The following is a 24,763-nucleotide window of genomic DNA, read 5'->3' on the forward strand; positions in this document are numbered from 1 at the left end:
TCCTCCCGGACTGCAATCGTTTGTCCGCCTGCCTGTCCTCCTGAGCCGGGGACCGGGCCTCGGGGGAGGCCCTCTCCCCAATGGCAGACAAGTGGAGTAGCACGCGAGGTAAGCCATGCTTCCACCTCCGACGCCCGCGGATGAGCCGCGGCGCCTCCAGGCGCTGCGTTCGCTGTGTCTGCTGGACACGCCCGCCCACGAGCGCTTCGACCGCATCGTGCGCGCCGCGGCGCACCTGTTCCGCGTGCCCATCGCGCTCGTGTCGCTGGTGGACGAGGACCGCCAGTGGTTCAAGGCGCGCCACGGCCTGGACGTCCTGGAGACGCCTCGCGAGCAGTCCTTCTGCGCCCACGCCATCCTGTCGCCGGCCACCTTCATCGTGCCGGACGCGCTGAAGGACCCGCGCTTCCACGACAACCCGCTCGTGCTGGGCGCCCCCTTCATCCGCTTCTACGCGGGCCACCCCCTGCGCGCCGCGGACGGCAGCCGCGTGGGCACGCTGTGCCTCATTGATTCCCGGCCCCGGGACTTCCCGGACGCGGACCGCGCCGCGCTCGCGGACATGGCCGCCTGGGCGGAAGGGGAGCTCAACGCCCTGGACGAGCGCGAGGCCCGCACGGCGCTGGAGCAGCAGGAGCGCTTCTTCGAGGTCTCCGTGGACATGCTCTGCATCGCCGCCATGGACGGCACCTTCCTGCGCCTGTCCCGCGCGTGGAGCCGCACCCTGGGCTTCTCCGACGCGGAGCTCTACACCACGTCCCTGGTGGACCTGGCCCTGGAGGAGGACCGCGCCGCCACCGCGCGGCACCTGGCCCGCGCGCACGAAGGCGTCCCCGTCCTCCAGTTCGAGCACCGCGCCCGCTGCCGCGACGGCTCCTGGCGCTGGCTGCAGTGGAACGCCGTGCCGGACCCGGAGGAGGGGCTGCTCTACGCCGTCGCCCGCGACGTCACCCAGGCCCGCCTCCTGGAGGCGGAGCGCCAGCGCGTGGAGCGCATGAAGAACGAGTTCATCGCCACCGTGAGCCACGAGCTGCGCACGCCGCTCACCTCCATCCGGGGCTCGCTGGGCCTGCTCAGCGGCGGCATCGTCGGACCGCTGGACGCGCAGGTGGCGCGGATGGTGGGCATCGCCCACAAGAACAGCGAACGGCTGCTGCGCCTCATCAACGACATCCTGGACCTGGAGAAGATGGAGTCCGGCCGGCTGGACCTGAACCTGGCGCCCACGGAGGTCGCGCCGCTGCTCGCCCAGGCGCTCCAGGCCCACCAGGGCTACGCGGACGAATACGGCGTGCGCCTGGAGGCGGAGGTGGCCGTCCCCCACGCCCGCGCCCGCGTGGACGAGGACCGCTTCATCCAGGTGTTGGCGAACCTCCTCTCCAACGCCATCAAGTTCTCCCCCCAGGGCGAGCGCGTCACCCTGTTCCTCACCCGCGAGGACGGCGTGCTGCGCGTGGGCGTGCAGGACCGCGGCCCCGGCATCCCGGAGGCCTTCCAGGCCCGCGTCTTCCAGAAGTTCGCCCAGGCGGACGCGTCCGACACCCGCAAGCGCCCCGGCACCGGCCTGGGGCTGTCCATCGCCCACGGGCTGGTGGCCCGCATGGGCGGCACCCTGCGCTTCACCACCTCCCCCGGTGAAGGCACCCGCTTCTCCTTCGACCTGCCGGAGTGCGAACCCGGGCCCGACGCCGCCTGAGGGACATCCACTTTGCCCCGCCTTCCGTAACGCGATCCAAACCCCGCTTCCCGGAGCACCCCCTCCCATGGCGAAAATCGAGAAGGTCCTGCTCGTGGACGACGAGGACGACATCCGCACCATCGGGCAGTTGAGCCTGAGCCGGGTGGGGGGCTGGAAGACGGTGCTCGCGTCCTCCGGCGCGGAGGCCCTGGAGAAGGCGGGCCAGGAGGGCCCCGACCTCATCCTGCTGGACGTGATGATGCCCGGCATGGACGGGCCCACCACGTTCGGCCGGCTGCGCGCCCAGCCCGCCACCGCGAACACGCCCATCATCTTCATGACCGCCAAGGTCCAGAAGCAGGAGGTGGCGCGCTACCTGGAGCTGGGCGCGGTGGGCGTCATCGGCAAGCCGTTCGACCCCATGACCCTGCCACGGGAAATCCGCCTCCTGGTGCCTTGATGGAACCGCGCCTGTCCAAGCGCTCCGCCGCGCTGGCCGCCGGCGCCCTGGTGCTGCTGTGCGCCCTGTTCGTCCTGGGCCGCCCGGGCTCCACCGCCGACCACGACCGCTACCGCACCCAACTGCGGCAGTTGCGCGTGGCCACGTCGGAGCTGGAGCAGGACGTGCTGCGCCAGCGCGTGGGCATGGCCCAACTGCACGGCGCCTCCGGCCGGGACTTCGACGCGCTGGCCGCCCGCGCCCGCCAACTGCGCGCCGCGCCCGGCTCCCTCCCGGCGGAGGGCCTGCGCTCGCTCAACGCCTCCCTGGACACGTACCTGCGCACGCTGGAGGGCTCGCGCGTCCTGCTGGCCGCGGCCCGTGAGAAGGAGCAGCGGCTCGCTGGACTGCGCGAGGCCCATCCCAGCGCCGTCGCCGCCACCGCCGCCGCGCTGCCCCCGGGCCCGGCGCGTGCGCACGTGGAGGCCATGGACGTGGACGTGCTGCTCGCCTCGCGCGCGCCGGGAGAGGCGTCGGGCACCCGCGTGGAGGCCTCGCTCGCGCGCCTGGCCCGGGCGCGGGAGGAGCAGCCGTTGGCCGCCCCCGCGCTCGCCGCGCTGGACGCCCTGGAGGCCCGCACGCGGGAGCTGATGGCGCTCCAGCGCGCCACGGACGCGTCCTTCCAGGCGCTCTTGGACCCCGGCGCCACCGGCGAGGCCGAGCGCCTCATCACCACCTACCTCCAGCTCCAGGCGCAGTCCCAGGCCCGCGCGGAGCGCACGCGCATCGTCCTCTTCGGCGTGTCGCTCCTGCTCGTGGGCTACGTGCTCGTGGTGCTGGTGCGGCTGGCGCGGGCGTCCGCGGCGCTGGGCGAGCTCAACCGGGGGCTGGAGGCGCGCGTGGCGGAGCGCACCCAGGCCCTGTCCGCCGCGAGCGCGGAGGCGCGGGCCAGCGACGCGCGCAAGGCCGCCATCCTGGAGGCGTCACCGGACGGCATCGTGGTGCTGGACGAGTCCGGCCGCGTCGCGGAGTTCAACCCCGCCGCGCAGGCCCACTTCCGCCTGCCGTCCACGCGGGCGGTGGGCGCGGACTTCCTGACGCTGGCGCTGCCCGCGTCGCTGCCGGCCGCGCGGCGGGAGGCCGTGCACGCCGCGCTCCTCCAGGACGGCGGCGCGGCGCGCCTGGAGACGCCGTGCCTGCGCGCGGACGGCGACGTGTTCCCCGCGGAGCTCACCTTCGCGCGCGTGCACGCGGACGGCCCGCCGCGCACCACCGTCTTCGTGCGCGACCTCACGGAGCGCAAGGCCGTGGAGCGGATGAAGAACGAGTTCGTCTCCACCGTGAGCCACGAGCTGCGCACCCCGCTCACCTCCATCCGGGGCTCGCTGGGCCTCCTGGAGAACGGCATCGTGGGGGAGCTGCCCGCGCAGGCGCTGGACATGGTCCGCATCGCGCGCACCAACACCGAGCGGCTCATCCGCCTCATCAACGACATCCTGGACCTGGAGAAGATGGAGTCCGGGATGCTGGAGCTGAAGCTCCAGCCGCAGCCGGCGCAGGACCTGGTGGAGGCCACGCTCGCGGGCGTGCAGGGCATGGCGGAGGCGGCGCACGTCACCCTGCGCTCGGACGTGGAGGGCGCGCCGCAGGTGAAGGGCGACCGCGACCGGCTCATCCAGGTGCTCACCAACCTGGTCTCCAACGCCATCAAGTTCTCCCCCCAGGGCGCCTCCGTGATGGTGGCGGCCGGCTTCACGGCGGACGGCCGGGTGCGCTTCAGCGTCACGGACCAGGGCTCCGGCATCCCGGAGGAGAAGCTCCCCCGCCTCTTCGGCCGCTTCCAGCAACTGGACGCGTCCGACACCCGCTCCAAGGGCGGCACCGGCCTGGGGCTGGCCATCTCGCAGGCCATCGTGGAGCAGCACGGCGGCCGCATCGAGGTGTCGAGCCCCCCGGGCCAGGGCGCCACCTTCCACTTCACCCTGGAGGCCCTGCGCGCGCCCGCCGCCGCGCCGCTGCCCCGGGACGAGTCGCGCCACAACGTGCTCATCGTCACCGCGGACGCGGAGCTGTCCGCCCTCCTGCGCGGCCTGCTGTCGCACGAGGGCTACCGGGCGGTGCGCGCCGCCACGCTCGCGGAGGCCATGCAGGCGGTGGAGCACGCGCCGCCGGACGCGCTGCTGGTGGACACGCGGATGCCAGACGGCCCCGTGCTGGACTGGGTGCGCCGCCTGCGGGAGCACCCGCGCACGCGCGAGCTGCCCGTGCTGGCCCTGTCCGGGCGCTCGCAGCCGGGCGCGAAGGACATGGGCACCGCGCTGGTGGTGGACTGGCTGCCCACGCCCGTGGAGGAAGCCCGGTTGCTGAAGACCCTGAGATACGCCATGCGCCAGCCGGGCCAGGCGCGCGTGCTGGTGGTGGACGACGACGCCACCACGCGCCGGGTGCTGTGCGCGCAGTTCGAGCGGCTGGGCGCGCTGTGCATCGAGGCGGCGGACGGGGAGAGCGCGGTGGCGCTCGCGCGGGACACGCCCCCGGACCTCATCGTGCTGGACGTGGGGCTGCCCCGGCTGGACGGCTTCGAGGTGGTGGACATCCTGCGCCAGGGCAAGGGCCGCGCCACGCCGCTCATCGTCTTCACCGGCCGCGAGCTGTCGCGCACCGACCAGCGCCAGCTCACGCTGGGCATCACCCGGCACCTGACGAAGGCCCGCGCCTCGGAGGAGGAGCTGGTGGCCTCCGTGCGGGAGCTGCTCAACGGACTGCTGGCCCGCCGCGACGCCGCGGCCGCGCCTCGAAAGGCGATGCCATGAGCACCGCGCGCAGTGACAAGACGCTCCTCTTCCTGGAGGACGACCGCGACCTCCAGGCCCTGGTCTGCACCTTCCTGCGGGACCGGGGCTACCAGGTGACCCCCGCGCGCACCGCCGACGAAGCGCGCGAGGTGCTCCGGTCCCGGCCGGTGGACGCCGCCATCGTGGACGGCCTGCTGCCGGGCATGACGGGCGCGGACTTCATCCGGGAGCTGCGCAAGACGAAGCCGGACCTGCCGGTGCTCTTCGCCTCCGCCTTCTGGAAGGACCTGAAGAGCCACGAGCTGCTCACGCGCCAGTTGGGCGTGGCGCGCGTGGTGCACAAGCCCTACCGGCCGGAGGAGCTGGCGGTGTGGCTGGAGCAGCTCTTCGCGGTGGCCCGGCCGCCGCCCCCGCCGCAGGAGGCCCTGGAGGCGGATGCCCCCGCGCCCGCGGACGACTTCGCGGCGAGCCTGGCCCTCTTGAGCGCGGACTACGGCGCGAAGCTGCCGGAGCGGCTGGCCACGCTCCAGGCCCTGCTCGGCAAGGGGCGCCACGGCGACGCGGCGGCCCTGGATGAGGCCTACAACGCCGTGCACAAGCTGCACGGCACCGCGGGCAGCTACGGCTTCCGCGACGTGAGCATCGCGGCGGGCGCGCTGGAGGACGCGCTCCGGCCGGTGAAGGCCGGGGGCGCGCTGGACTGGGCCCGGGTGGACGCGGGCTTCCGCGCGCTGGAGGACCGGGTGTCGCTGCCGGTCCTCACCCCGGAGCCGGAGCCGGAGGAGGCCGTCGTCTCCGCCATGGGCACGCTGCTCGTGGTGGACGAGGACGCGGCCGTGCTCGCGGACGCGCGCCAGATGGGCGAGCGCGAAGGGGTGCGCGTGGTGACGGCCGCCACGCCCCAGGAGGCCTGCGCCGCGGCGGAGCGGCAGTGGGTGGACGGCGCGCTCCTGCACATGGGCCCGGCGGGGCTCGCCACCGCGAGCGCCCTGCGCGCGATGGAGGGCCACCAGTCCCTGCCGCTGGCCTTCTCCAGCTCGGGAGGGGGGCTCCAGGAGCGCGTGCACGCGGCGCACGCGGGCGCGTCGCTGTTCCTGCCCCGGCCCTTCACCCAGCAGGACTTCGCCACCGCGGCGGAGCGGCTGGTGGCCACGCGCCGGCTGGAGCGCGCGAAGGTGATGGTGGTGGATGACGACCCGGAGGCGGTGCGCGCCCTCTCCCAGGTGCTGGTGAGCGACGCCGTGGAGGTCGTGGGGCTGGAGAACGCGTACGGCCTCCTGGACGCGCTCGCGCAGCACCGCCCGGACCTGCTGCTCCTGGACGTGCAGATGCCCGGGCCCAGCGGGTTTGATTTGTGCCGCATCCTGCGCCTGACGCCGGAGTGGCAGGACCTGCCCATCCTGCTCATCACCGCGCAGGTGGGGCTGGAGTTCCGGCTGGCCGCGTTCCAGGCCGGCGCGGATGACTACCTGGCCAAGCCCGTGCTGAAGGAGGAGCTGCGCGCCCGCGTGCACGCGCGGCTGGAGCGGGCGCGGCTGTCGCGCGAGCGCACGGAGCGTGACGCGCTCACCGGCCTGATGCTGCGCCGCCCCTTCGTGGAGGCGGTGGGCACGCGCCTGTCGGAGGCGCGCCGGAGCGACAAGCCGCTGGCGCTGTGCTTCCTGGACGTGGACCACTTCAAGAAGGTGAACGACCAGCACGGCCACCTCGCGGGGGACCGCGTGCTGATGCGGCTGGGGCGGCTCCTGGGGGCGCGCTTCCGCCGCGAGGACCTGCGCGCCCGCTGGGGCGGCGAGGAGTTCGTCGTCGCGCTGCTGGGCGAGTCCGCCGAGAGCGCGAAGGACATCCTCTCCCGCACGGCGGAGGAGCTGGCGGCGATGAGCTTCGAGGGCGACGCGGGCGAGACCTTCCACGTCACCTTCAGCGCGGGGCTCGCGGTGGCGCCGCGGGACGGCACCACCCTGGACGAGCTGCTGCGCGCCGCGGACGCCCGGCTCTACCGGGCGAAGGAGAACGGCCGGAACCGCATCGAAACGGAGTGACGTCCGCGCGTCACGGCTCCGCCAGCACCAGCAGCCCGCGCGACAGGTCCACGGCGTACACGTACCCGTCGCCCGGCACGCGGATGCCGATGGCCCCCTGGTAGAGGCTGTCGGTGCTGCGCGGGTGCGCCTCCTGGAAGGAGTCGAAGGCGGCCACCTCCTTCGGGTGCTCGGGGTCGGCCACGTCGAAGACGCGCACGCCCTCGTGGTACCAGGCCACGTACAGCTTCGTGCCCACCAGCACCATGTTGTGGATGGACGTCTGCCGGCGCTTGCGCACCTCCGCGAGGAGGCGGATGCGCGCCGGGTCGGTGACGTCCAGCACGCGCAGGTGCGCGCCCGGGCGCTCGCCGCCCTCGAAGGCGATGGTGCGCCCGTTGAAGGTCCCCACCGCGTTCGCGTGGCTGTACTGGCCGGTGAAGGCGTACGTGCCCAGCACGGGCGTCACGTCCGTGCGGGTGACATCCACGACGACATAGCCGGTGGTCGAGTGGTTGATGTAGAGCCGCCCCCGATGGGCGAACGCGTCATGCGGGTAGGCGCCCGGCTCGTGGGGCACGCTGATGCGGCCGGCCAGGGAGGGCTCCAGCGGCAGGAACGCATCGAACACGAGCGTCACGCCGCCGGGGGACGGGGACATGGCGTACAGCCGGTCGCCGTCCACGAACACGGTGTGCACGTCGATGGCGCCGCCGGGCAGCGCGCGCACGTACCGCGGGTCCGCCGGGTTCGTGATGTCGTAGACGATGACGCCGGAGTCGCCGCTGGCGACGTAGAGCGCGTCACCCTTGGCCCAGACCCCGTTCCAGTAGTTGTCGTTGGGCTGGCTCAGGCGGGTGACGAGGACGGGGTGGGCCGGGTCTCTCACGTCGATGACGCTCAGGCCGCCGGGCTCCTCCTTGCCTCGCGGCAGGGACACCACGTAGGCGTGGCCCTTGGTGACGTAGACGTCCACGGGGTCGCCCACCGGGACGGCGGTCTCGGAGACGAGGCGCATGGGCCGGGCGCCGGTGTCCGCTTCGTGGGCCAGGTTCATCCGCCGGGCGTCGAAGGTGCCGGAGTAATCCGGCACGCCGTCGGTGCAGCGCACGAAGCAGCCGGTGATGCGGCCGGGCTCCGGCACGCGGCAGCCCGCGAGCGCGTACCGCTGATGCTTGTTGGCGGAGGTGACGTACTCCCCGGTGATGAAGAACCCCTGGGGGCCCACCTCGTTTCGCACCAGGGGCCTGCCCAGGAAGCTGGGCGTGGTGTCCAGGCGGAAGCCCGCGCCGAACGCGCTCGCGGACGTGTAGCGCAGCAGGGCCTGGTAGACGCCGGAGGGCTCCACTGCGCGCACCGCCGCCAGGTCGCAGCCGGTCAGGTTGAAGCTGGCCGGGTCGGAGCAGTTCGCGCGGGGCTCCACGTAGCTCGCGTCCATGCAGGGCTCGTCGGGGACCACGTCGACGTAGTCGGTGAGCTCGGCGGCCGGCTTCGGATCCGACGGTCCCGGCCCGGGAGGGTTGGCGTCGCTACAGCCGGACAGGGACAGGGCGCAGGCGAACAGGCCCGTGCCCAGGAGGCGAAGGGAAGACGTCATGGGATGGAGGCTCCTGCGCGAAGGCTTCGCGGTCCACGGCCGACGCGAAGCCGCGGGGGAGTCTAGCTCAGGGGCGGCCGCGGCCGCGTGACCCCCCCGGAAGCACCCCGGGCCGGATAGGCTCGCGCGCACCTCATGGCCCTCACGCGTCTGGACATCGCAGGCTACCGCTCCGTGCGTCAGCTCCACCTGGAGCTGGGGCCGGTGACCGTGGTGGTGGGGCCCAACGGCAGCGGCAAGACGAACCTGTACCGCGCGCTGTACCTGCTCGCGGCGGCGGCGGAGGGCCGGCTCGCGCGCACGCTGGCGGAGGAGGGCGGTACACCCAGCGTGATGTGGGCCGGCCCGCGAGACCCGAAGAAGCCGGTGCGCCTGCGCGTGACGGTGGACCTGGACGACCTCACCTACGAACTGCAGTGCGGCGTGGTGCCCACGTCGCCACCCCAGACGATGTTCACCCTGGATCCGGAGGTGAAGGAGGAGCACCTCTGGGCGCACGCCGGAGGCCGGCGTCTGGTGTTGATGGAGCGCAAGGACCGCACGGCCTTCATCCGCGACGCGGACGGCAAGCGCATCACGTTCCCCACGGAGCTGTGGGGCGCGGAGTCGGTGATGGATCAGCTCTCCGAACCGCACCGCTTCCCCAGGCTGGGCGAGGTCCAGCGCACGCTGAGCGCGTGGCGCTTCTACCACCACTTCCGCACGGACCCGGACGCGCTGCCCCGCCACCCGCAGGTGGGCGTGCGCACGCCGGTGCTCGCGCCGGACGGGCGCGACCTGGCGGCGGCGCTGCGAACCGTCTGGGAGATTGGCGATGACCGCGCCCTGGAGCAGGGCATTGACGACGCCTTCCCCGGCTCCAGGCTGGAGGTGCGCGCGGAGGACGGCCGCTTCAGCCTCTTCCTGCACATGCCCGGCCTGTCGAGGCCCATGTCCGCGCCGGAGCTGTCGGACGGGACGCTGCGCTACCTCTGCCTGCTGGCGGCGCTGCTCAGCCCCAGGCCGCCGCCGTTCCTCGCGCTGAACGAACCGGAGACCAGCCTGCACCCGGACCTGCTGGAGCCGCTGGGCCGGCTCATCGTGCGCGCCTCCGAGCACAGCCAGGTCTGGGTGACGACGCACGCGGAGGCCCTGGCGCGCGTCATCGCGGACAAGACCGGCACCTCGCCCGTGCACCTGGAGAAGCAATCGGGCGCGACGACGGTGAAGCGGAGCGGGAACGACGCATGACCCCTGGCCTCTACCTCACGCACAAGCCCGTGGGCGCCACCAGCTTCGCCACCGTCCGGGCCTTCCAGGAGGAAGCACAGGCGACGCGGCCCGGCCGCCGCACGGCGCTGTGCCACGGCGGCACGTTGGATCCATTCGCGGAAGGGCTGCTGCTCATGTTGGTGGGCCCGGCCACGCACCTCTTCGAACACCTGCACGCGGCGCCCAAGGTCTACGAGGCCCGCGTGGAGTGGGGCACGGAGACGGACACCGGAGACCTGCACGGCCGCCCCGTGCACCAGGGAGACCCCACCGCGCTCACCCCCGAGCGCCTCGATGAGGCACTGCGCCCGTTCCTCGGCTGGACGGAGCAGGTGCCCCCCGCGACCAGCGCGAAGAAGCTCGGAGGCGAGCCCGCCTACCGCAAGGCCCACCGGGGCGAAGCCGTGGTCCTGCCTCCGTCGCGCGTGTACCTGCACAGCGCGCGCTGGCTCGCGCACGACCTGCCCGGGGCCAGCACGTTGGAGCTCACCTGCCGGGGCGGCTACTACGTCCGCTCCCTGGCCCGCGACCTGGGACGCGCGCTCGGCTGCGGCGCGCACCTCTCCGCGCTGAAGCGCACGGCCATCGGCCCCTGGAAGGACCCGGGCCCCGGTGGTGCGCGCATCGAACGGCACGGCCGAGACCTGCTCCCCTGGACGTCCTCGCGAGCCCTCACGGATCAGGACGTGGGCGCCCTGCGCCAGGGCCAGTCCATCGCCGCCACGCCGCTCCAGCCCCCGGACTGGCGCCTGCCCCCGGGCTACCCGGAGCCCCCGGGCCCCGTGCGCGGCTTCCACCAGGGGAAGCTGACCTTCCTGCTCACCCTCCGGGACGGAGCCCTCTGGCCCGAGACAGAGCTGCGCGGCGGCGTCTAGAACGGGCGCCCCATGGCCCCACCCGACCTGAAGACCGTGGAGCTCACCCCGGAGCTCTGGCCCGACCTCGAGAAGCTCTTCGGCCCCAACGGCGCCTGCGGCGGCTGCTGGTGCATGTACTGGCGCATCCCGGAGGGCGAGCGCTACGACGACGTCCGAGGCCCCGAAGCAAAGCGCCGCTTCAAGGCCCTGGTCGCGAGCGGAGAAGCCAGAGGCATCCTCGCCTACGCGGAAGGCGAACCGGTGGGCTGGGCCACCTTCGGCCCGCGCCGCCACTTCTCGCGCCTGGACCGCGCCCCCAGCTTCAAGTGTGACGACGCGGACGCCGTCACCTCCGTGCCCTGCTTCTTCATCCACCGCAACTGGCGCAACCAGGGCGTGGCCACCGCGCTGCTCGCCGCCGTGGAGGCCGTGGTGCGTCGTGAAGGCGCCACCACCCTCGAAGGCTATCCGGTGAAACCGCCCCGGGGCTCGGCGCGTATCAGCAACGGCATGGCCTACACGGGCACGCTCCCGTTCTTCCTCAAGCGGGGCTACGTCCACGTCGCGGCCCGCCCCGCCGGCAAGCAGCGCGTGCGCAAGGCGCTCAAGCCCTCGCGCCGGAAGTGATGCCTTTCGTCACCACCCCGGGGGCGGGGGGATGGTGACAGTCATCACCGCTGGTGACTGTTGTCACCACCCCGGCTTTCGCGTCATCGCCGCGTAACCCCAGGGAATCCTTCAGGGTGTGCTGGCCCGGCGGGCTGGCACGACGCGAGCAATAGGTCCCGGCATGACCGCTTCCGCAACGGAAGCCGCTCCACCCGGAGATCAAAAATGACCATCAAGTCCACCGTCACCGCGAACATCAACAAGGCGTCCGTCAACGACAAGCAGCTCGCGGTCCTGCGCGGCACCTCGTCCCCGGCGAAGCAGGCGGCGGAGATGAAGGCCACCCTCAACAACATGAAGTCGCAGATGGAAGGCCTGAAGTCGCAGCTCCACGACCTGCAGTCCCGCCACGCGCACCTGGGTGACCGCTTCTCCTCGCGCGGCCACGGCTGCGTGGGCCCGCGTGACAACTGGCAGCCCAAGGACCTGGGCGCCATGGTGGAGATGAACAAGCTGAACCAGACCTCCGGCTCCATCGGCGCGGAGCAGTTCGCGGACAGCATCGAGGCCGCCGTCGGCGACCTGGACGGTCAGGCCGCCTCCGGTGAGTACCGCGCCGTCGCGGACTGGGCCGCCAACAACCGCGAGCGCCTCACCCCGGAGGCCCGCCAGGTGATGGACATCTACAGCAAGTACGCGGCGCTCTCCCAGGCGCGCGGCGAGTCCGGCATCCCCCAGGGCGACTTCAAGAAGATGCTCGCGGAGATGCGCGACGTGGGGGACGCCAGCGCGAAGAAGGCGCTCGCCCACCTGGACAGCAAGACCCACGGCGGCACGGTGTCCGGCCAGGACATGGCCCGCGCCATCAAGGCCGGCACCGCGGACCACGACGGCCAGGCCGGCGGCGCGGAGCTGAAGGAGTTCGAGAAGTGGGCCTCCAAGAACGAGAGCCGCCTGTCCCCGGAGGCCAAGGAGGTCCTGGACGTCTACCGCAAGCACACGAAGGCGGCGCAGGCCCAGGGCCGCACCGGCCTCACCGGCGCGGAGACCGCCGCCATGAACAAGGAGCTGCGCCAGGTGGGCGCCGGTGACGTGAGCGCCCGCAAGGCCACGGAGGCGCTCGACAAGCAGAGCGGCCCCATCTCCGGCGAGGACCTCGCCAAGGCCATCAAGGACGGCATCTCCGACACGGACGGCCACTCCTCCACCTCCGAGCTGAAGGAGTTCGAGAAGTGGGCCGCCAAGAACGAGAGCCGCCTCACGCCCGAAGCGAAGGAGGTCCTGAAGACCTACCAGCAGGCCGCGAAGAAGGCCGGCCCGGAGGGCATGACCCAGAAGGAGGCGGACGCCATGTTCAAGAAGATGGAGGGCTTCAAGACCTTCCACGACAGCTCCATGCGCGACGCGCTGGAGGGCCTGGACGCCAAGAAGGGCAAGATCTCCGGCAACGACCTGACCGCCGCCATCGAGAAGGGCGCGGGCGACCTGGACGGCCAGGCGGCCGGCACCGAGTTCACCGACACGATGAAGTGGGCGCGCCAGAACTACGACCGCCTCACGCCGGAGGCGAAGAAGGTGGTCGACACCTACGAGAAGTACGCCACCCGCGCGCAGGCCCAGGGCTCCACGGGCATCGACCCGAAGGACTTCAAGAAGATGATCAACGAGATGAAGTTCGTCAGCAACCCGCGCCCCACGCGCCCCGTGTTCTACGCGGCCTGAGGTGAAGTCGTAGGGGGGATTGGAAGTCTGAAGTGCCCCGGACCTTCGGGGGAGGGTCCGGGGCACTTCTCTTTTCTACAGGCGTCTCAGTGCTTCTTCGCCTTGGCGATGGTGGCGTGCGCCTCCTTCACCACGTTCTCCACGGTGAAGCCGAACTTCTGCTGCAGCGCCTTGATGGGGGCGGACGCGCCGAAGCTGCGCATGCCGATGACGCTGCCCGTGTGGCCCACCCAGCGCTCCCAGCCGAACGCCGCGCCCTTCTCCACCGCGACGCGCGCCTTCACGCCCGGGGGCAGCACGCGGTCCTGGTACTCCTGGGGCTGCTGCTCGAACAGCTCCCACGACGGCATGCTCACCACGCGCGCCTTCACGCCCTCGGCCTTGAGCTTCTCCGCGGCCTCCACCACCAGCGCCACCTCCGTGCCCGTGCCGATGAGGATGACGTCCGGCGTGCCGCCCTCCGCCTCCAGCAGCGTGTACGCGCCCTGGGCCACGCCGGACGCGGGAGCGAACTTCGTGCGGTCCAGGGTGGGCACCGGCTGACGCGACAGCACCAGCACCACCGGGTGGTGCTTCTGCTGCGCGATGTAGCGCCACGCCTCGGTCACCTCGTTGGCGTCGCCGGGGCGCAGCACCACGTTGCCCGGCACCGCGCGCAGGGACATCAACTGCTCCACGGGCTGGTGCGTGGGGCCGTCCTCGCCCAGGCCAATGGAGTCGTGCGTGAAGATGTGGATGGACGGAATCTCCATCAGGGACGACAGGCGCATGGCGGGGCGCTCGTAGTCACTGAAGATGAGGAACGTGGCGCCGTAGCCGCGCACGTGGCTCAGGTTGAGGCCGTTGACGACGGAGCCCATCGCGTGCTCGCGCACGCCGAAGTGGATGTTGCGCCCCGAGTACTCCCCCGGCTTCATGGACGTGGACGCGGAGATGTACGTCTTCGTGGACGGGTTCAGGTCCGCGGAGCCGCCCACGAGCCACGGGTAGTTCTTCGCCAGCGCGTTGAGCACCTTGCCGCCGGACTCACGCGTGGCCATGCCCTTCGCGTCCGCGGGGAACACGGGCAGCTCCTTGTCCCAGCCCTCGGGCAGCTCGCGCTTGAGCAGCGCGTCCAGCTCGCGCGCCAGCTCCGGGTGCTGCTTGCGGTAGTCCGCCAGGGACTTCTCCCACGCGTCGTGCAGCGCCTTGCCGCGGGCGCCCATGCGCTCCTGGAAGCGCTCGCGCACGCCGTCGGGGACCAGGAACTGCGCGTCCTCGGGCCAGCCGTAGGCCTTCTTGGTGGCCTTGATTTCATCCGCGCCCAGGGGCTCGCCGTGGGCGCTGGCGGAGCCCTGCTTCTTGGGCGAGCCGAAGCCGATGAACGAGTTGACGATGATGAGCGTGGGCTTGCCGCGCTCGTCCTTGAAGGACGTGTAGGCCTTGGACAGCGCGTCCAGGTCGTTGGCGTCGGTGACCTTGAGCACGCGCCAGCCGTAGCCCTCGAAGCGGCGGCCCACGTCCTCGGTGAAGGCCAGGTCGGTGCTGCCGTCGATGGAGATGTGGTTGCTGTCGTAGATCCAGCACAGGTTGGGCAACTGGAGGTGGCCCGCGAGCGACGCGGCCTCGGACGCCACGCCCTCCATCATGTCGCCGTCGCCGCAGAGGGCGTAGACGTCATGGGTGAACAGGTCGAAGCCGGGCTTGTTGAAGTGGGCGCCCAGCCACTTGCTGGCGATGGCCATGCCCACGCTGTTGGACACGCCCGCGCCCAGGGGGCCGGTGGTGGTCTCCACGCCGGTGGTCCAGTGGTACTCCGGGTGGCCCGGCGTGGCGGAGTCCAACTGGCGGAAGTTGCGGATGTCGTCCAGGGACACGGCGGGCACGTCCAGGACCTGGGCGTCCTTCACGCGCTTCACGCCCGCCAGGTGCAGCAGGCTGTAGAGCAGCATGGACGCGTGGCCATTGGACAGGATGAAGCGGTCGCGGTCCGGCCAGTTCGGCGTGGCCGGGTCGTACCGCAGCTCCTGCTGCCAGAGCTGGTAGGCCACGGGAGCCAGCGCCATGGGCGCGCCCGGGTGGCCCGAGTGGGCCTTCTCCACCGCGTCCATGGACAGCGTGCGGATGGTGTTGATTGCCTGGGTATCGATCTTCTCGGTCGTCATGCGGCCTCCCGCGCAGGACTGCGTCGCGGGCGCACCATGCCGTAACTGAAGCCGCCGCGCCGCACCAAACACGCCCGTCCGTCGGCAGGCACACCGACGGTCGGGCGGGGGGCTATTACTCGCCCTTCTTCAACAGCGGGAGCAGGTCCGGGATGGAAATCCCCAGGAGCACGTACCGGCCGCCATCGGAGGGAGCCCACGCGTAGCCGAAGTGGAAGGCCCGGGCCAGGTTGACGCCCACGCCCAGGGCCAGCCGGACGTTGGCATCCTCTTCCCCGGAGCTTGTCGAGGCGCTTCCCGCGACCAGGGAGATGGAGGGGGCCACGGCGAAGTATTCCGCCAGGTTGGGAAAGGTGCGCGTGTTGAAGCTGACAGTGAAGGGGAAGGTGACCGCCACGGAGGCGGAGCGATTGGGGCTGACGGGCAGGGCGAAGGAGACGGGAATGCTGGACGTGGCCTCGACGTCGCGGGGCGAGGCCTTCTGCGCGGCGGAGACGATCTCCGTGATGATGGGCGCGGTGGTGATGAGCCCCAGGTTGTAGACGTTGAAGGAGTCGTTGAAGACGACGATGTCCGCGCGCTCGGGGACCCGGTAGATGACGCGGAAGGTGACGCGCTGGTTGAGGTAGTCCTTCCAGGGGACCAGCAGCTTCCGGGTGCACCCGTCCTGGAAGCCCAGGTCCACCTTCGCCTTGCGCGTCTTGCCGTCCTTGCCGTCGGGGACCTCCAGCTCGAAGACCCAGGGGCTCTTCATGATGGAGCCATAGGGGAACTGGTAGCAGTGGGGGTAGCCCAGCCGGAGGGCCACCTCGGCGTCCTGGTCGATGAGGTCGGCCAGGGGCTGCACCGCGCCGCCCGCCTCCTCGACGAGCAACAGCGAGCCCACGCTCTTGACGATGGCGAGCGAGAGGGAGTCCTTCACCTCGACGCGGACGTTGTCGTAGTCCGGTTCGGAGGTCTCCGACACCAGCGAACGCCCGAAGCTGGAGAAGCGGTCATTGAGCCGCCGGACGATGCGGTCGGACAGCGCCCGCTTGTGGGCCTGGCGGAAGGCACTGACGGACGGCGCCTGGTCGTCGAACAGGAAGCGCGGATTCTTGATGGCCGTGCTCCAGGCGACCCCTCCACGGTCCTTGTCCGCGGAGTCGTAACAGAACGTGTAGATCAGCAGCGGACTCGACTCGCCGTCCCGGATGAGCCGTCGCGAGAAGTCCCTGGGAGGGGAAGGCGCCTCGGGGTTCTTCGGATCCCTGTCCTTGGGGGCCTTGGAGAAGTGGGGGACCTGGGACGTCTCCACGCCGGATTCGCTCTGGAGGAGCGCGCCCTCCTGGAGGCAGAGGAACTCCGCGGTGTAGACGGCCTCGACGGTGATCTTGACGTTGGCGACGGGTTCGGTCCGGTCATCCCCCCGCCAGCGCATGAGGACATGTTCCTGGTCGGGGAGCTTGCTGATGTCTTCCTTGAAGACCTCGCTCTCTGCCTGGATGGCGCCGACTTCCGCCTTGAAGCGCAGCCGGGTGAAGAGGGACAGGGCGCTCAAGGACACGCCGTCGGTCTTGAAGTGCACCACGAGCCGGTCGAGCCGGTGCTGTTCGCCGCCATCGGGCAGCAGTCCGTTCCGGCTGACCTCCAGTCGAAGCGGCTTGGCTGACTCCACGGTGGGTTCATAGACGGCCAGGTATTCATAGGGCTGAGCGGAGGCGCTCAATGCGCTGAGCAGACACAACACAGCCAGGAGTCGGGGCAGCACGGCCCCGCCAGTTCGTTCGTGCATGGCGATCCTCAAGGGCGGGTCCGGCCGGACGCGGAGCCAGGAATTCCGGTGTCGGCCTGACAGGAATCGCTGTTGAGCAAGACACATGCCGCCCGTGCGCCAGGGCAAGGCCCCGAGGCATGGGACGAACCCGGCCAACTGCCCGGCCAGGGTGGACGGATTCGTCCACTCCAGGCAGGCGTTACGACCCGGAGGCAGTCATCTGACCGTGACTGGACGCAAAGGCACGCCTGTTGCTTGGATGATCAACGCAAAACAGCCTGAGGAGTGATGCCATGTCAGGAATCGGGAAGCCGAAGGATGAGGAAGTGACTGAGGGAGCCCCCCGAGACGTCTTGAGAGGTATCTACAGCCAGCTCTTCCGAATGCCCGTGCCGGCGGACAAACTGGATCCGACCGACCAGGACCCGGGAATCCAGGCCCGCGAGGAGATGTGCGGCATCGTGAGGGCCGCGCGGGGGAGCGTGGCGAACGACACGGTGGCTCGCGGAAGGGCAGACACCCGGCTCAAGGAGTTCTATGTCGCCTCCGGGTTTGGCACGGCGTCGAATACGTCCTTGAGCCTGAGGCAGTGGGAGGGCCTCAAAGAGGCGTTCTCACCCAGGTATGCGCTGTTGCAAGACATCCAGGTCCCGAACGCGATGAAACCCAACGAGCCGGACGAGTATGGCGTCCTCAAGTTCGGTTCGTACGAGCTGGCGCTTCTCTACCACTGGTTGTTCCGGCATGAGAACAGCCACCAGGCGCACAACTATCTCCATGCGTTGAAGAGAGCCGCCCGTGCTGAATGGCCAATGGCCATTGAGGTCGTGCTGGGAGTGCTCTTCAATGACGAAGCCTTCACGGGCTTCGTGTGGCCACGGGTGAACAAGCAGGGACAAGCCGTGCCCAGGCTTGTCACGCTCGACATCGACGAGGCGGTTGTCGCGCAGATGGCTTCGCTGTTGGCGAACAGGAAGCTGTCGGAGTTGGAGCCCTACGAGGAAGGAGGCGTATGTGTCATTGGCGCTCCCTTGGACAAGGGCAACATCTGCTACTGACCCATGGGCCCCAGCGACCTCGAATACGCCGTCACGCTCGAAGCGCTGCCCAAGGACCTCCAGCCCTTCGCCAAGGAGCTCCCCTTCCACCTGGGCCTGACCACCCATCCCGAAGGAGGCTGGGACGACTACAGCGCCCTGGCCCCCTTCCAGCGCCTGCCGGCCTACGCGTCCGAGTGCCCGGGCCCCGGGCTCGCCCCGGAGCTCCAATCCCGCTACCTCCGCGCCCACCACCGCGGAGGCTTCTTTGGCCTCCTCATCGACCGGCTCGACGACGGTCAGGTCCCACCGCGCCCGGAGTGGCCCCGGCTCCGTCAGGCCCTGTTCGACCAGTGGCTGCAATCCCTGACGGAGGCGACCGGCAACGAGGTCCTCGCGACCGAGGCCATCAAGGCGGCCCTGGAGGACTGGGCCGAGGCCGTGTCCAACGAGAAGGCCCTGCTGTCCCGCCGCAGGCTGTCCATGGCCCAGTACGCCTGCCTCGTGAGCCAGAAGGTGTCCTGGCTGGGGACCAGCGCCTTCTGCCTCCTGCTCGCCCACGGCGCCCCCGCGCGGCTGCCTGTGTTCCGCCGCGCCTTCGACCTGCTCCTGCTCAGCTCCCAATGCCTCGATGACGCCCTCGACACGGACGAGGACACCCGGCTCCACGGCATCGGCTTCCCGGAGGCCCTGGGCCATCCGCCCCGAGGCCTGCTGCGGACCGCGCCCGGCGTGGCCCGGCTCGGGGCGGCCGTGGCGCGCGAAGGCGGCTTTCACGAACTGAGCGCCTGGCTTGCGGACCGGGCACGTTCCCTGGATGAATCCCATGCCGGGAAGTCGTCACTCCAGGCGGAGATGAGCGCTCTCGCCTTGGTGGCGGCCGTGACACAGCTCTATGGGGGGCCCGCCGTCACGAACCCATGAACCCGCAGGGGCAAGGAGCCCGGGGACATGACGTCTGGCGTGACGCGCGGCCGGTGGTGGACCGTCCTCCTCCTCGCCGTCCTGGGCGTGGGGCTGAGCGCGACAGTGGCATGGCGGGTGTCGGCCACGCTGGGCACCCCCTTCGCGTCGCTGCTGGTGGACCCCTACGGAGCCTTCTCCTCCGTCTACCTGCCCACGTGGAGCGAGGGCCACCGGATGCCCTTGCGCCACCCGGACCTCCTCGTGGCCTGCGAGGGAACTCCCATGGACGGAGACGTCGCGAGGTCGGGGCTGCCTGGAACGCAACTGCGCGCCTGTGTCCAGGAGGCGGCGCGCCAGGGCCGCACGCACGTGGCGCTGACGTTCCTCCGGCGAGGCGGCGAACGCCTCACCCTGAACCAACCCCTGCGCCACTTCGGAGCGGAAGAAGGCCTCTTCCTGTTCGGGGTCTACGCCCTGGTGGGCGGCTTCCTGCTGTGGTCCGGCCTGCTGGTGTTGCTGCTCGCGGGCCGGAGGGACGGGGCGTTGGCCTACGGCGTGCTGTGCATCTCCAGCCATGTCTTCCTGCTCACGCTGTTCGACTACCACACGCAAGCCACCTTCATGCCGCTCTTCATCCTGTCGCGCCTGGGGACGGCGGTGGGCAGCGTGTGGTTGGGATACGCCTTCCCGGAGCGGCCCGTGCGCTTGCGTCGCTTCTGGCTGAGCGCGCTGTGGCTGCTGGCGGTGGCGGCCGTGCTCGCGGCGGCGTGGCTCCTCCTCGCTCCAGGCCTGGGCCTGGGCACGGCCCGGGTCCGCCACTGGGTGGACGTCGCGTCCCAGGGCTCGCTGTTGGTCTGCGGGGTGGCCATCCTCGTCCGGCTCCGAGGCAGCACCGGACGCGCGCGGGCGGAGCTGCTCGCGGCGGCCTGGGGGCTCGCCGCGCTCCCGGTCGTGCTCGCGGTGATTGTGTTCTCCGGCCGGGGCTTCTACCTGGTGGTGCCCTGCTTCATCGCGCTGCTGCCCTTGTCCATCGGCTACGGCCTCATCCGGCACAACGTGCTGGCGGTGACCGCGGTGCTCACGCGGCGCCTGCTGGCCATTCCCCTCGTGCTGGCGGGACTGCTCGCGGCCTCCTTCGCATGGCTCGCGACGCGGCGGTTCCTGGATGTCTCCACGGTGTCGCAGGCGCTGCCGCTGCTGGTCGCGTTCGCCACCTTCCTGGCCCTGGTCTTGCTCGGCAGACCGCTCGTGGTCCGACTCTTCTTCCCCGCCACCCTCCAGTTCCGCCCCACCGTGGAACAGCTCAGCGACGAGCTGTCCGCCCCGCGTGAGCCCGGTGCCCTCCGGGACACGCTGGAGCGAGTCGTCCGGCGCTGGTTGCCCACGGGGCAGGTCCAGGTCCTCGACCTGGGAGAATGGTCGATGGTGGAGCACCTGCCAGAGAATGCGCAGGCCACCCTTCAAGCGGGCACGCACCTGTGGACGCAGGAGGGCCCCTGGCACCGGAGGCTTCTCGTCCCCATGCGCTCGTCAGGCGAGTTGCGGGGCGTCTTGCTGCTGGCCCCCAAGCATCAGGCCGCGCTCTACACGAACGCGGACCTGGAGCTGCTCCAGACCATCGCCAGCCTGGGTGGCGTGGCGCTGCACAACGCCCAGGTCCTCCAGGAACTCGACGTGCTCCGCCAGGCGCAGGTGGGCGCGGCGCACGAGGAGAAGCGGCTCGCCCTCGCGGTGTTGAGCGCGGAGATCTCCCACGAGATTGCCTATCCGCTGAACTTCTTCCGCCACCTGCTCCGCCAGGGCGGTCAGTCCCAGCCACTGGAAGCCGAGGACGTCGACATCGGCCGGGAAGAGATCGAACGGCTGGAGCGCATGCTCGGGTCTCTGCGCCGCCTGTCATTGCCACCGCCGCGAGTGGAACCAGTGGCGGTACTTCCCCGAGCCCGCCGCGCCCTGGACCTCATCCGGGATCAGGTCCAGGCAAGGCGCATCAACGTCACGGTCGACATCCCCGAGTCGCTTCAACTGCTCGCGGAGCCGGATGCCATGGTGCAGCTCTTCGCCAACCTCCTGCGCAACGCCGTACAGGCCGCGGGGGACGGCGGACAGATGGGCGTGCGAGCCTGGGAGGAGGGCCCGGAGCAGCTCCTGGAGGTCTGGGACTCGGGCCCGGGTATTCCAGAGGCCGCGAAGGACACGCTGTTCGACCCCTGGGTGACGACGCGCAAGGAGGGGCTGGGCCTGGGGCTGTCCGTCACCCAGCGCATCGTGAGGCGCTTCGGCTGGAACATCGCCGTCCATCGCGAGCAGGGGCGCACCTGCTTCCGCATCCACGCCCGCCGCCTCGCGGACCCCCGTTCGCTGGAGAGTGCATGAAGATCCTCATCATCGACGACCAGCGCAGCGCACGGCGGGTCCTCACGACGGTGCTTTCCTCCATGGCGGGCCTGGAGCTCCGGGAGGCCGCCAGCCTCGACGAGGCGCGAAGGTGCCTTGCCGAGGAGTCCATCGACGTGGCGCTGGTGGACATCCGCCTGAGCGCGGACTCACGCAACCGCGACGGGCTCGTCCTCATCGAGGAGATCCGCAAGCGCACGAGCGCGGTCCCCATCGTCGTCACCGCCTCCAGCGAGATGGCGGAGATCCGCACCGCGATGCGCCTGGGCGCCTACGACTATGTCCTCAAGGACGACCTCTGCGCGGAGCTCATCGTCCCCATCCTCGAAGGGCTCCGGGACCGGCGGAGGTTGGAGCAGGAGGTGCAGGTCCTCCGCGCGCGCGAAGGCACCCAGCGGATGCCAGGGATGGTGGGAAGCTCCGCCGCGCACCAGCGCCTGTTGTCCCTGGTGCGCCGGGTGGCGCTGTCGGACCGCCCCGTCCTCGTCCTGGGCCCCACGGGCGCCGGAAAGGAAGGCGCCGTCCGAGCGCTGCACGCCCTGGGACCCAGGCCGGACGCGCCACTCCTGGAGATCAACTGTGGCGCCATCCCCGAACAGCTCATGGAATCACAGCTCTTCGGCCACGAGCGGGGGGCCTTCACCGGAGCGGACCGGCGGCAGGACGGCCTGCTGAAGGCGGTAGGGCAGGGGACGCTCTTCCTGGACGAGATCGCGGAGCTGCCACTGAGCCTCCAGGCCAAGCTGCTGCGAGTGCTGGAGGCCGGGCACTTCCGTCCCATCGGTGCGACGGCGGAGCAGGCCTTCCAGGGCCGGGTGGCGGCCGCGACGCACGCGGACCTGGAGGAGCTGGTGCGGCAGCGGAAGTTCCGCGAGGACCTCTACTTCCGGCTCAACGTGCTGGAGGTCCGGGTGCCCTCCTTGGAGGAGCGGCGCGAGGACATCCCGGCGCTGCTCGCCCACTTCGTCCAGCAGCAGCGGCGCTCCCTGCGCTTCTCCTCCGAAGCCGTGGACCAGCTCACGCGGATGGCCTGGCCCGGCAACGTCCGCCAACTGCGCAACCTCGTGGACCGGTTGGCGGTGTTCGCCGAAACGGACGAAATCACCCCCGACGTCCTCGCCGAGCTGCCGGGCCGTCCCAGCCAGGGCGCCGCGCGTGAGGACCCCATGAAGGACCTCGTGCGAACGGTGCTGCGGATGCCCGACGCGGGAGACAAGCTGGAGCGTCTGGAGCAGGCGATGATCACCGAAGCCATGTCGCTCGCCGAGGGCAACAAGAGCGCCGCCGCGCGGCTGCTGGGCGTGCACCGCAAGGCCATCGAGCGGCGCCTGGGCCGGAAGGAGGACGAGCCCCTCTCCGGCCCGGAGCAATGACTACCGCCGCGCCATCGCCCCCCGGGGCGTCTTCCCCCGGGTCAGGTGGTTCACCGCCTCACCCAGCCCCTCCACGGTGAGGGCGAACATGGGGAACACGTTGGCGATGACCGCGATGGTCCCCGAGCGCCACGACCCGCGAGGCTCCGGGTTGAGCCACACGTTGCGCTCGAAGTGCTGCGCCAGTTGCATCAGCCACGTGAGACCCTCCAGCCCCTCCTGCCGGTACTGGCCATTGGCATCCGTGCGGATGCCCAGCTCATACGGGGCCATGGACGCATCCCCCACCATCACCAGCTTGTGATGCCTCCCCACCTGCGCGGTGAGCTCCGGCACGGTGATGCCGCCGGTGAGCTGCGGCGTGGCGTACAGCTTCCCGTAGACGCAGTTGTGGAAGTAGTAGGTGCGCAGCTCCTTGAAGTGCGTGGCCTGGCTGGCGACGCTGAACAACCGGCTCACCAGGTGCGCGTACGGGTCCATGGAGCCGCCCACGTCCATGCACAGCACCACGCGCGTGTTGGGCCGGCGCGGCGGACGCGTCACCACCTCCAGCTCCCCCGCGTTCTTCGCGGTGGCGGCGATGCTCTCGTCCACGTCCAGCTCCTCCGCCACGCCCTCGCGCGCGAAGGCCCGCAGCTTGCGCAGCGCCACCGCCAGTTGCCGCGTGTCCAGCACCAGGTCGTCGCGGTAGCCCGCGTACTTGCGCGCCCCGGCCTGCCACAGCGCCTGGCCCTGACGCCCGCCCGCGCCGCCAATGCGCACGCCCTGCCGGGCCAGGCCGTTGTTGCCAAAGGCAGACGCGCCGCCCGTGCCCACCCAGCGGCTTCCGCCGTCGTGGCGCTCGGTCTGCTCCTTCAGGCGCTGCTCCAACTGCCGCCGCAGCTCCTCCGGGTCCCACTGCTCCAGCAGCGCAATCTCCTCCGGGCTCAGGTCGGTGCGCTCCTTCGCCTCCTCCAGCCAGGACAAGAGCTCCTCGGTGAGCTTCAGCGCGTCGGAGGCGACGCCCTGGAAGTGCGCGAGGAACGCCTGGTCAAAGGCATCCAACTGCGTCTCCGAGTGCACCAGGAGCGCGCGAGCCACGTGGTAGAACCCATCCAGGCTGCTGTCATGCAGCCCGGCCTTCAGCGCCCCGGCCAGGGCGAGCGCCTCCTGCGCGCCCACCTTCACCCCGCGCCTTCGCAGCTCGTAGAAGAACGGCAGGAACATGGCGTGGTCCCCGTGTCCCTTAAGCGCGCGTCCGCCGGCCGCGGCCAAAGGCCTCCGCCACCGCCACCAGGTCCTGCTCCTTCTTGAGCAGCGCGCCCAGGAACGGCAACTGCTCCTCCAGCTTCAGCTCCACCACGCCGTTGGCCTTGAGCACGGAAATCCAGTCGATGAGCTCGCTGGTGGACGGCCGCTTGCGCAGGCGCGTCATCGCGCGCAGCTCGTAGAAGACCTTGAGCGCCTGGTCCGCCAGCGCGGCGTCCAGCCCCGGGTGGTGCACGTCCACGATGCGCTGCATGAGCTCGCGCTCCGGGAAGTCGATGAAGTGGAACACGCACCGGCGCAGGAACGCGTCAGGCAATTCCTTCTCGTTGTTGCTGGTGATGAGCACCACGGGGCGGTGCTTCGCCACCACCTCGTCGTTCGTCTCGGAGATGCGGAAGCGCATCCGGTCCAGCTCGTGGAGCAGGTCGTTGGGGAACTCCAGGTCCGCCTTGTCCACCTCGTCGATGAGCAACACCACGCGCTCCAGAGCGGCGAACGCCTCGCCCAGCGGCCCCATGCGGATGTATCGCCGGATGTCTCGCACGTCCCCGTCCCCGAAGCGCGAGTCATACAGCCGCTGCACGGTGTCGTAGACATACAAGCCATCCTGCGCGCGCGTGGTGCTCTTCACGTGCCAGGTGAGCAGCTTCAATCCCAGCCCCTGGGCAATCGCTTCCGCCAGCAGCGTCTTGCCCGTGCCGGGCTCGCCCTTGACCAGCAGGGGGCGCTGGAGCGTGAGGGCGCAGTTGACGGCCGCCTGCAGGCCCTCGCTCGTGAGGTAGGAGTCGGTGCCGCGGAATCGAACAGGAGTGGGAACCGGAGTCATGGTTGGTTCCTTTAACATCCCGGGGAATGTTTCCATCCCTCCCCAGGCGGTTGGGTGTATATCCTGCCCCACATGGCTCCACTTTCCCTTGAGACCGAACTTCGCGA

17 protein-coding genes are annotated in these 24,763 nt (G+C 70.8%); 12 read left to right on the forward strand and 5 right to left on the reverse strand.

Going from position 1 to position 24,763, the window contains the following annotated elements:
* Window positions 1–115: 115 nt before the first annotated feature.
* The 4 genes from K8612_RS26340 to K8612_RS26355 all read left to right on the forward strand — a co-directional run bounded on the left by K8612_RS26340 (window position 116) and on the right by K8612_RS26355 (window position 6,954).
* Window positions 116–1,696, forward strand: a complete 1,581-nt coding sequence (locus K8612_RS26340; RefSeq protein ID WP_223764326.1) for an ATP-binding protein — start codon at window positions 116–118, stop codon at window positions 1,694–1,696.
* Window positions 1,697–1,763: 67 nt separating this feature from the next.
* On the forward strand, window positions 1,764–2,138 hold the full coding sequence (locus tag K8612_RS26345; protein WP_223743234.1) for a response regulator: 375 nt from the start codon (window positions 1,764–1,766) through the stop codon (window positions 2,136–2,138).
* Window positions 2,138–4,930, forward strand: a complete 2,793-nt coding sequence (locus K8612_RS26350) for an ATP-binding protein (RefSeq protein WP_223764327.1) — start codon at window positions 2,138–2,140, stop codon at window positions 4,928–4,930. Before K8612_RS26345 ends, K8612_RS26350 begins: the two co-directional genes overlap by 1 nt.
* Window positions 4,927–6,954, forward strand: a complete 2,028-nt coding sequence (locus K8612_RS26355) for a response regulator (RefSeq protein ID WP_223764328.1) — start codon at window positions 4,927–4,929, stop codon at window positions 6,952–6,954. The genes K8612_RS26350 and K8612_RS26355 overlap by 4 nt, the downstream gene beginning before the upstream one ends.
* A gap of 10 nt (window positions 6,955–6,964) precedes the next feature.
* Here the strand turns inward: K8612_RS26355 and K8612_RS26360 are convergent, their stop codons facing one another.
* Window positions 6,965–8,530 carry an LVIVD repeat-containing protein gene (locus K8612_RS26360; protein ID WP_223764329.1) on the reverse strand — a complete coding sequence of 522 codons (1,566 nt, stop codon included), beginning with the start codon at window positions 8,528–8,530 and terminating at the stop codon, window positions 6,965–6,967.
* A 135-nt stretch (window positions 8,531–8,665) separates the two neighbouring features.
* On the opposite strand from K8612_RS26360, the gene K8612_RS26365 reads away from it, so the two are divergent.
* The 4 genes from K8612_RS26365 (at window position 8,666) to K8612_RS26380 (ending at window position 12,969) form a co-directional block, all read left to right on the forward strand.
* Window positions 8,666–9,760, forward strand: a complete 1,095-nt coding sequence (locus K8612_RS26365) for an AAA family ATPase (protein ID WP_223764330.1) — start codon at window positions 8,666–8,668, stop codon at window positions 9,758–9,760.
* Window positions 9,757–10,656 (forward strand): tRNA pseudouridine(55) synthase TruB, encoded by a 900-nt coding sequence (truB, locus tag K8612_RS26370; RefSeq protein WP_223764331.1) that lies wholly within the window; start codon window positions 9,757–9,759, stop codon window positions 10,654–10,656. The genes K8612_RS26365 and truB overlap by 4 nt, the downstream gene beginning before the upstream one ends.
* 12 nt (window positions 10,657–10,668) lie before the next feature.
* Window positions 10,669–11,265 (forward strand): GNAT family N-acetyltransferase, encoded by a 597-nt coding sequence (locus tag K8612_RS26375; protein WP_223743228.1) that lies wholly within the window; start codon window positions 10,669–10,671, stop codon window positions 11,263–11,265.
* Window positions 11,266–11,472: 207 nt separating this feature from the next.
* Complete coding sequence (locus K8612_RS26380) at window positions 11,473–12,969, forward strand: hypothetical protein (RefSeq protein WP_223764332.1); 1,497 nt, start codon at window positions 11,473–11,475, stop codon at window positions 12,967–12,969.
* A gap of 86 nt (window positions 12,970–13,055) precedes the next feature.
* On the opposite strand, the gene tkt is transcribed toward K8612_RS26380, so the two are convergent.
* On the reverse strand, window positions 13,056–15,113 hold the full coding sequence (gene tkt, locus K8612_RS26385) for a transketolase (protein WP_223764333.1): 2,058 nt from the start codon (window positions 15,111–15,113) through the stop codon (window positions 13,056–13,058).
* A 115-nt stretch (window positions 15,114–15,228) separates the two neighbouring features.
* On the reverse strand, window positions 15,229–16,887 hold the full coding sequence (locus K8612_RS26390; RefSeq protein WP_223764334.1) for a hypothetical protein: 1,659 nt from the start codon (window positions 16,885–16,887) through the stop codon (window positions 15,229–15,231).
* A gap of 275 nt (window positions 16,888–17,162) precedes the next feature.
* On the opposite strand from K8612_RS26390, the gene K8612_RS26395 reads away from it, so the two are divergent.
* Genes K8612_RS26395 through K8612_RS26410 form a run of 4 tightly spaced genes read left to right on the forward strand, consistent with a single transcriptional unit; the run spans window position 17,163 to window position 22,582 of the window.
* The gene (locus tag K8612_RS26395; protein ID WP_223764335.1) at window positions 17,163–17,927 is read left to right on the forward strand and encodes a hypothetical protein; all 765 of its coding nucleotides are present in this window, start codon (window positions 17,163–17,165) and stop codon (window positions 17,925–17,927) included.
* Window positions 17,928–17,930: 3 nt separating this feature from the next.
* Complete coding sequence (locus K8612_RS26400) at window positions 17,931–18,830, forward strand: hypothetical protein (RefSeq protein ID WP_223764336.1); 900 nt, start codon at window positions 17,931–17,933, stop codon at window positions 18,828–18,830.
* Between the two features lie 27 nt (window positions 18,831–18,857).
* Entirely contained in the window at window positions 18,858–21,188 is a 2,331-nt protein-coding gene (locus tag K8612_RS26405; RefSeq protein ID WP_223764337.1) for an ATP-binding protein, read from the forward strand.
* On the forward strand, window positions 21,185–22,582 hold the full coding sequence (locus K8612_RS26410; protein ID WP_223764338.1) for a sigma-54 dependent transcriptional regulator: 1,398 nt from the start codon (window positions 21,185–21,187) through the stop codon (window positions 22,580–22,582). Before K8612_RS26405 ends, K8612_RS26410 begins: the two co-directional genes overlap by 4 nt.
* Here K8612_RS26410 and K8612_RS26415 read toward each other — a convergent pair whose 3' ends face one another.
* Together K8612_RS26415 and K8612_RS26420 are read right to left on the reverse strand one after the other, a co-directional pair.
* Complete coding sequence (locus tag K8612_RS26415; RefSeq protein WP_223743220.1) at window positions 22,583–23,788, reverse strand: VWA domain-containing protein; 1,206 nt, start codon at window positions 23,786–23,788, stop codon at window positions 22,583–22,585. It abuts the gene before it with no gap.
* Between the two features lie 19 nt (window positions 23,789–23,807).
* Window positions 23,808–24,656: a MoxR family ATPase gene (locus tag K8612_RS26420; protein ID WP_223764339.1), complete on the reverse strand. Its 849-nt coding sequence runs from the start codon at window positions 24,654–24,656 to the stop codon at window positions 23,808–23,810.
* Window positions 24,657–24,763: the final 107 nt, after the last annotated feature.

Source organism: Corallococcus sp. AS-1-6, from assembly GCF_020037015.1.
Classification (GTDB): Bacteria; Myxococcota; Myxococcia; order Myxococcales; family Myxococcaceae; genus Corallococcus.

What these genes read in the sequence shown, in the direction of transcription:
- K8612_RS26405 (WP_223764337.1), top strand. Translation starts at nt 18,858, where the DNA reads ATGACGTCTGGCGTGACGCGCGGCCGGTGGTGGACCGTCCTCCTCCTC.
- K8612_RS26375 (WP_223743228.1), top strand. Translation starts at nt 10,669, where the DNA reads ATGGCCCCACCCGACCTGAAGACCGTGGAGCTCACCCCGGAGCTCTGG.
- K8612_RS26390 (WP_223764334.1), bottom strand. Translation starts at nt 16,887, where the DNA reads ATGCACGAACGAACTGGCGGGGCCGTGCTGCCCCGACTCCTGGCTGTG.
- K8612_RS26400 (WP_223764336.1), top strand. Translation starts at nt 17,931, where the DNA reads ATGGGCCCCAGCGACCTCGAATACGCCGTCACGCTCGAAGCGCTGCCC.
- truB (WP_223764331.1), top strand. Translation starts at nt 9,757, where the DNA reads ATGACCCCTGGCCTCTACCTCACGCACAAGCCCGTGGGCGCCACCAGC.
- K8612_RS26350 (WP_223764327.1), top strand. Translation starts at nt 2,138, where the DNA reads ATGGAACCGCGCCTGTCCAAGCGCTCCGCCGCGCTGGCCGCCGGCGCC.
- K8612_RS26415 (WP_223743220.1), bottom strand. Translation starts at nt 23,788, where the DNA reads ATGTTCCTGCCGTTCTTCTACGAGCTGCGAAGGCGCGGGGTGAAGGTG.
- K8612_RS26355 (WP_223764328.1), top strand. Translation starts at nt 4,927, where the DNA reads ATGAGCACCGCGCGCAGTGACAAGACGCTCCTCTTCCTGGAGGACGAC.
- K8612_RS26380 (WP_223764332.1), top strand. Translation starts at nt 11,473, where the DNA reads ATGACCATCAAGTCCACCGTCACCGCGAACATCAACAAGGCGTCCGTC.
- K8612_RS26420 (WP_223764339.1), bottom strand. Translation starts at nt 24,656, where the DNA reads ATGACTCCGGTTCCCACTCCTGTTCGATTCCGCGGCACCGACTCCTAC.
- K8612_RS26410 (WP_223764338.1), top strand. Translation starts at nt 21,185, where the DNA reads ATGAAGATCCTCATCATCGACGACCAGCGCAGCGCACGGCGGGTCCTC.
- K8612_RS26345 (WP_223743234.1), top strand. Translation starts at nt 1,764, where the DNA reads ATGGCGAAAATCGAGAAGGTCCTGCTCGTGGACGACGAGGACGACATC.
- K8612_RS26340 (WP_223764326.1), top strand. Translation starts at nt 116, where the DNA reads ATGCTTCCACCTCCGACGCCCGCGGATGAGCCGCGGCGCCTCCAGGCG.
- K8612_RS26360 (WP_223764329.1), bottom strand. Translation starts at nt 8,530, where the DNA reads ATGACGTCTTCCCTTCGCCTCCTGGGCACGGGCCTGTTCGCCTGCGCC.
- K8612_RS26365 (WP_223764330.1), top strand. Translation starts at nt 8,666, where the DNA reads ATGGCCCTCACGCGTCTGGACATCGCAGGCTACCGCTCCGTGCGTCAG.
- K8612_RS26395 (WP_223764335.1), top strand. Translation starts at nt 17,163, where the DNA reads ATGTCAGGAATCGGGAAGCCGAAGGATGAGGAAGTGACTGAGGGAGCC.
- tkt (WP_223764333.1), bottom strand. Translation starts at nt 15,113, where the DNA reads ATGACGACCGAGAAGATCGATACCCAGGCAATCAACACCATCCGCACG.